Raw genomic sequence first — 6,545 nt, forward strand, 5'->3', positions numbered from 1 at the left:
CACGAAATGTTTTCCGCGTAAGCCACGCCACCCCAATTCAGTTCCAGTTGCTCGAGCGCTTCGCGATAACCACTTTCACGCTGATGCGAGTAAAGGTAGCGCATATCACAGTTAACCAATGCAATTCTGTAATGATTTTGGCCAGTTTGTGGTGCAGTTTATCGCCGCGATTGTCATGGTGGTGGCCGTGGCGATGCATCTGGGCGGTTTCGGCGAGCTGCTCACCATCTGGCAACACCTGCCTGCCACCCACACCGACATCGTTCAGGAGCCGTATACGCTCGGCTTTATCCTCGCCTACTTTGTGATTTACACCCTGAGCTACAACGGCGGCACCTGGAATCTGGCACAACGCTTCATCGCCGCACCGGCGGGTCGCGATGCACGTAAAGCGGCGTTGCTCTCGGCCGCACTTTACCTGATTTGGCCGCTGATACTGTTCTGGCCAATGTGGGCGGCACCGCTGCTGTTCCCCAATCTTAGCGATCCTTCACGTTCATACTCTGTGATGGCGATGGAATTACTGCCGAATGGGTTAATCGGTTTAGTGCTGGTGGCGATGTTCACTCATACGCTGTCGATGACTTCATCAGATGCCAATGCCATCACGGCGGTGGTCACGCGTGACATTCTGCCCGGCATGCTGCCGCGCCATTTTCAGCGCGGTAAAAGCTCGCTGCTCGTCGCGCGTCTGACGGCTTTTCTCTTCATCATCACCACGTTGATTATCGCCATGAATGCCAGCCGTTTCGGCGGTGTGCTGTCTCTGCTGATTATCTGGTTCGGTGGATTAGTGGGGCCCATTTCGATTCCGATGCTTTTAGGCTTACTGCCCGCATTTCGTCGTAGCGGCAGTGCCGCGGCGCTGGTGAGTTGGGCCGTGGGCGTGGGCACCTTTTTCTGCGTGAAATTTATCTTTACTGATGTCAGCACTGCCTCTCAGGTGGCCGCCCCCGTGATGTCATCGCTGGTGCTGTTTGTGGTGATGGGATGGCTGCGTCGTGCGCCGGTCAGTCCGGAAGTCGACGCGCTGCTCGCGGCACTCAATCAGGATCAGGATATGCCCGCCAGGGCGCACTGGCCGAAAAGTCACAACGCTTCTCAGGAGGGATAAGAATGACGCTTTTACAACAGGGAAAGCGCGACCGCTTGTGGGTCAAGCGCTTCGCCCATCGTGATGCATTAGGCATCGCGGCGGCACAGGATGCCATCGCCCATTTGCAGCATTTATTGCAGCAGCAGGCAGTGGTGCGGATGGTATTTGCTGCCGCCCCCTCACAACATGAGTTTCTAGCCGCACTGGCTGCCGCGCCGAATCTCGACTGGCAGCGCATCCACGCGTTCCATATGGATGAATACATTGGGTTGAATGAGGATGCGCCGCAGCGCTTTAGCCATTTCCTGCGTGAACATCTGTTTGACCGCGTACAACCTGGCGAAGTGCATCTCATCCCTTCGGGTGGCGATCCGGCGGGAGTGTGTCGCGAATATGCGCGCAAGTTGGAGGCGGCGCCGATCGATGTGGTCTGTCTGGGCATTGGTGAAAATGGTCATCTGGCGTTTAACGATCCGCCGGTTGCGGACTTCAGCGATCCGCTCAGCGTCAAGCCAGTGGAACTGGATCATGCCTGCCGACAGCAGCAGGTTAACGACGGCTGTTTCACAACGATCGAGCAGGTGCCAACGCACGCGGTGACGCTGACGATTCCCGCTTTGATGCGTGGCACCAGGCTGTTCTGCATGGTGCCGGGCGCGACCAAACGCGCAGCGGTGCAGGCAACATTGCACGACGCGATATCCACGGCTTGCCCGGCAACCCGATTGCGCCAGCATCCCAACTGCACGCTATATACCGACGCCGATGCCTGCGCGGAGGTGATTTTTGACTGAAATGCTATTACGCGGTCGCGATTACCGCACGCTGGATCCGATTGAGCTCTACATGTGTGAAGGCCTGCTGGCAGAGGTGCGATCGTTGCCAGAGCCTGACAACGATCTGATTCTGGCGCCGGGGCTGGTGGATCTGCAAGTTAACGGCTTTCAGGGCGTGGACTTTAATCACTTTCCTTTTAGCGAACAGGATGTGCTGAATGCCACGCACGCGTTGTGGCAACAAGGGGTCACCAGCTTTATGCCGACGGTGATCACCGCTCAGCCCGGAGAGATTGCGCAAGCGTTGCAGCGACTGGCCAGCGCCTGTGAGCACTATTCGGACGTCGCGCTGGCGGTGCCGGGTTTTCATCTGGAAGGGCCATTTTTGTCACCGGAGGATGGCCCGCGCGGTGCGCATCCACGGGAGGCGATCTGTGCGCCGGATGTGTTTCTGTTTGAAAGCTGGCAACGGGCCGCGCAGCAGCGCATTGGTTTGCTGACGCTCTCAGCGGAATGGCCGCAAAGCAGCGAGCTCATCCGGCATTGCGTGGCGCAGCAGGTGCGAGTGGCGATTGGGCACACCTCAGCCTCTGCCGCGCAGATTCATGATGCGGTGCTGGCGGGCGCTTCGCTTTCAACTCATCTGGGCAATGGCGCCCACCTGCAACTGCCGCGCCATCCCAATTACATCTGGCAGCAGCTGGCGGAAGATGCGCTGGCGGCTACGCTGATTGCCGATGGTGATCATCTGCCCGCGGAAGTATTGAAAGTCTTTATGCGGGCAAAGGGCGAGCAGGCGCTCTTGGTGAGTGATGTGACCTGCTTTGCCGGACAGCCGCCGGGCATCTACGATTCGGCAATAGGCGGACGCGTGCAACTGAGCGCGGAAGGGCGGCTGAGCATGGCGGATGCGCCACAGTTGCTGGCCGGTTCCGCGCGGGGCCTGCTGGATGGCGTCAATTTTCTGCTGCGGCAAAAATTAACCCCTTTGCAGCAGGCGATTGAGATGGCCTCGATTCGACCGGCACGGCAGTTAGATTTGCCACAGCAGCATGGGTTGGCACCCGGCGCACCGGCGGATGTGTTGTTGCTGAAACCCCAGCCAGATGGGAGCGTGGCGTTAGTCGCGTGTATCAAAAAGGGCAAAAAGGTGTGGCAAGCCGCCTCAGCCTGAAGCGCGATTTTATTTTCCTCACTAACGGTGTGATAAGTAATAGCTTATCCGCCGTTACGCTTTGTTTCTCCAGCGAAATTCTCCTGCTTTGCCAGGCTTACTGTTTGTAGGGATTTAATGTCGTCAAATCCAATAACAACGCAGGAGGCTAATCGTGAGCTATCAATCTGTCGTGGAACTCAAGTCGCTGGCGCAGCGCAAACCCACCAAATTCACCGTGGGTGATATCGATATGGTACTGATTCGCGATGGCGAACGAGTGCAGGCGTTGCAGGCAAAGTGCCCCCATGCAGGAGCGCCGTTAGAGCAGGGTGCAATTTGCGGCGACAAGCTGGTGTGTCCGTGGCACAAGGCGGTATTTCAACTGCGCGATGGCAAAATGTGTGAGCCGCTGGCATTGGCCAACCTCAAACGCTATCCGGTGCGCGTTGAACAGGGCACGGTGCTGGTGAATCCACAAGCGATGTCACCCGCCAGTGCGCCCGCCGCTCAGGGCGAATCACCGGTGTGCGTGATTTTAGGTTCCGGAGCCGCAGGCAGTGCGGCGATCTGGACGCTCCGCGATGAAGGTTTCAGCGGGCGCATTGTGCTGGTGGAGCGCGAATCCGCCGCCCCTTACGATCGCACCGCGCTGAGCAAATTTGTGCCTTCGGGAAAAATGGCGATTGAGGATGTGCCTAAACTGCTTAAGCCGGATGTGCTGGGTTCGCTACAGCGTATTCAGGGCGAGGTCGCGCAACTCAAGGCGCAGGATAAGACGTTAATTCTTGCTGATGGTCAGACAGTGAAATTTGACCAGCTACTTATTGCCAGCGGCGGCGTGCCGCAGCCTCTTAACATCCCCGGTAAGGATTTGCAGGGTGTGCATCTGTTACGTTCGCTAAATCAGGCGGATGAACTGCTCAAACAGGTGGATCAAACAGAGCAGCTGGTGATCATCGGCAATAGTTTTATCGGTATGGAGATGGCGGGTGCACTGCGCAATCGTGATGTGGATGTCACGGTGATTGCCCGCCATCCATTGCCGTTTGCTAAGCAGTTTGGTGAAGAGATTGGACGCTATTTTCACGATCTGCACCGCAGCAATGGGGTGAAATTTGTTGAGGGTGAGCCGGAAGCGCTGGAAGGGAAAGAACAGGTGCAAGCGGTGCGTCTGAAAGGGGGCAAATCGGTGCCAGCAAGTCAGGTGCTGTTTGCCACTGGCGTAAAACCGGCAACGAATTTCATCCATGATTTGCCACTGCAGGACGATGGCAGCCTGCTCGCCGATGGGCAGTTGCGCGTGGCTGACAATATCTGGGTCGCGGGCGATATCGCCCGTTATCTCACGCCGCGTGGTGCGCAGCGAATTGAGCATTATCGTGTGGCGCAGCAGCAGGGGCGAATCGCGGCTCTCAATATACTGGGCAAAGGTGTGATGTACGATCGCGTGCCGTTTTTCTGGACCGCGCACTATGGCACGCGTTACGAATACCTGGGCCATGCCGAAGAGTGGGACGGGTACCGACTGCTGGGATCGCTTCAGGACAAAAGTTTCATCGCCTTTTACTCTCGTCAGGGCATCATCGCGGCCGTGTGTTCAGCAGGGATGTACACGCTGACGGCGGCGCTGGTGGAAGCCATGCAGCAACCGATGACGCTGGCGCAAGGGCTAGCGCTATTTGAAGCCTATCAGGGACAGGGCGCGTAAAAAAGGGGGGGGGGGCAACACTGGGCGGGATCAGGTGCGCGGGCAGACGCACCTGATGAAACCCAATAGGTTACTGCTTACTTAATGCTTCGGACTTGGCCATACACTGCTGCATTGCGTTGATCACTGCCGCGCGGAAGCCTTTCTCCTCCAGCAATTTCACCGCTTCGATGGTGGTACCGCCAGGTGAGCACACCATATCTTTCAATTCGCCAGGGTGTTTACCGGTTTCCAGTACCATCTGCGCGGAACCTTTTACCGCCTGCGCGGCAAATTGATAAGCCTGCGCACGCGGCATACCGCCAAGCACGGCAGCATCTGCCATTGCTTCGATAAACATAAATACGTAGGCCGGAGCCGAACCACTCACACCGACCACGGCATGAATCAGATATTCATTTACCACCGCCGCTTTGCCGAAGCTCTCGAAGATGCCAACCACTTCGTCGACTTCATGCGGTTCCACCAGTACGTTAGGGGTAATCGAAGTCATGCCTTCGTTCACCAGCGACGGCGTATTCGGCATCACGCGGATGATTTTGCGGTCGTGCCCCAGCACGGCGGCCAGTGAATCGAGGGTGACGCCTGCGGCGATCGACACCACCAGCGAATCCTTCTTCAATTGACCCGCGAGATCTTTCAGCACTTTGAGAATCACATTCGGTTTCACGGCACCAAACAGGATATCGACTTCACGTGCCAGACTCTCTGGGCTTTCAGCCGCTGTCACGCCATATTGCTCTGCCATCGCCTGATTGGTGGCCGGTTTGCGGTCGCAAACCCAGATGTTAGCCGGGGCAATCAGCCCGCTGTTGACCAGTCCGCTGATAATGGCCTTCGCCATATTGCCGCAGCCGATAAACCCGATTTTCTTCTCCAGCATCGCTCTATCCTTTAAGTGTTCATTTTCTCGTGCGAGTTAGCTTACGACAGCTGTGCTGAATAACAAGCCGCGTAAAAATATTTGCCATTCTGCCGCAAGCGGGCAAGATCGCCTGCAATTCTGTAGGAAAAAGGAAAACACATGTCGATTTGGGTTGATGCTGATGCCTGCCCCAATGTCATCAAAGAAGTGCTGTACCGAGCCGCCGAACGCGCCAAAATCACCGTGACTTTCGTGGCGAATCAGCCGCTGCGCGTACCGCCATCACCGTGGCTGAAAACGCTGCAGGTCGCGGCGGGATTTGATGTGGCTGATAACGAGATTGTGAAGCGTGTGCAGCCGGGCGAGCTGGTGATCACCGGGGATATTCCCTTAGCGGCAGAAGTGCTGGAGAAGGGCGCTGCGGCGTTGAATCCGCGCGGCGAGCGCTACTCACCGGATACCATTCGTCAGCGTCTGACCATGCGTGATTTTATGGAAACAATGCGAGCGAGTGGCGTGCAAAGTGGCGGCCCGTCGGCGCTAAACCAACGTGACCGCCAGCTGTTTGCTAACGAATTGGATAAGTGGTTACGCCAGCGCTAATCAGACGAAGCTGTCATCGTCGTCGTAGTCGCCGCCACCAAAGTCACTGAAGTCGTTGTTATCCGCAAAGCTGTTGTTATCCCAGCTGGCGTTGTCGTTCAGGAAGGCATTGTTGCTGTCATTACCGTTAAAGGTATCGAGGCTGTTATCCACCTGCGGCAGCGCCGGCTCGTTGATAATGTTCACAATCTCTTCCGGCTGAGAATGATGGAACATGCTGGTGAGCATAACGGCACGTCGGAAGAGGGTTGTGTAGGGAACGAGGGCACCATCTAGCTGAGCACTCTTTGAAACGGCGCGTTCGTGAGAGTAGTAGGTCCAGAGTGACGTGAGCTGCGATG

At 56.8% G+C, this 6,545-nt stretch carries 6 protein-coding genes and 1 pseudogene; 5 read left to right on the forward strand and 2 right to left on the reverse strand.

Annotated features, from left to right (window positions below; translation table 11 throughout):
- The first annotated feature begins 118 nt into the window (after positions 1 to 118).
- From H7A81_RS24690 to H7A81_RS24705, 4 genes are all read left to right on the forward strand, one after another.
- The gene (locus tag H7A81_RS24690; RefSeq protein ID WP_255479038.1) at positions 119 to 1,114 is read left to right on the forward strand and encodes a hypothetical protein; all 996 of its coding nucleotides are present in this window, start codon (positions 119 to 121) and stop codon (positions 1,112 to 1,114) included.
- A 2-nt stretch (positions 1,115 to 1,116) separates the two neighbouring features.
- On the forward strand, positions 1,117 to 1,890 hold the full coding sequence (locus H7A81_RS24695) for a 6-phosphogluconolactonase (RefSeq protein WP_182059027.1): 774 nt from the start codon (positions 1,117 to 1,119) through the stop codon (positions 1,888 to 1,890).
- 1 nt (position 1,891) lies between these two features.
- Positions 1,892 to 3,046: an N-acetylglucosamine-6-phosphate deacetylase gene (locus H7A81_RS24700; protein ID WP_255479039.1), complete on the forward strand. Its 1,155-nt coding sequence runs from the start codon at positions 1,892 to 1,894 to the stop codon at positions 3,044 to 3,046.
- 154 nt (positions 3,047 to 3,200) lie between these two features.
- Positions 3,201 to 4,736, forward strand: coding sequence for an FAD-dependent oxidoreductase (locus H7A81_RS24705; RefSeq protein ID WP_182059029.1), 1,536 nt, complete (start codon positions 3,201 to 3,203; stop codon positions 4,734 to 4,736).
- Positions 4,737 to 4,806: 70 nt separating this feature from the next.
- Here H7A81_RS24705 and proC read toward each other — a convergent pair whose 3' ends face one another.
- Complete coding sequence (proC, locus tag H7A81_RS24710) at positions 4,807 to 5,619, reverse strand: pyrroline-5-carboxylate reductase (protein WP_182059030.1); 813 nt, start codon at positions 5,617 to 5,619, stop codon at positions 4,807 to 4,809.
- A gap of 141 nt (positions 5,620 to 5,760) precedes the next feature.
- Between proC and H7A81_RS24715 the strand changes: the two genes are divergently transcribed.
- Positions 5,761 to 6,204 carry a YaiI/YqxD family protein gene (locus H7A81_RS24715; RefSeq protein ID WP_034830508.1) on the forward strand — a complete coding sequence of 148 codons (444 nt, stop codon included), beginning with the start codon at positions 5,761 to 5,763 and terminating at the stop codon, positions 6,202 to 6,204.
- Here the strand turns inward: H7A81_RS24715 and H7A81_RS24720 are convergent.
- Positions 6,205 to 6,545 (reverse strand): annotated as a pseudogene (locus H7A81_RS24720) (hypothetical protein); the annotation flags it as partial.

The organism is Pantoea sp. ME81, assembly GCF_903970985.1.
Taxonomy (GTDB): Bacteria; Pseudomonadota; Gammaproteobacteria; order Enterobacterales; family Enterobacteriaceae; genus Pantoea; species Pantoea communis.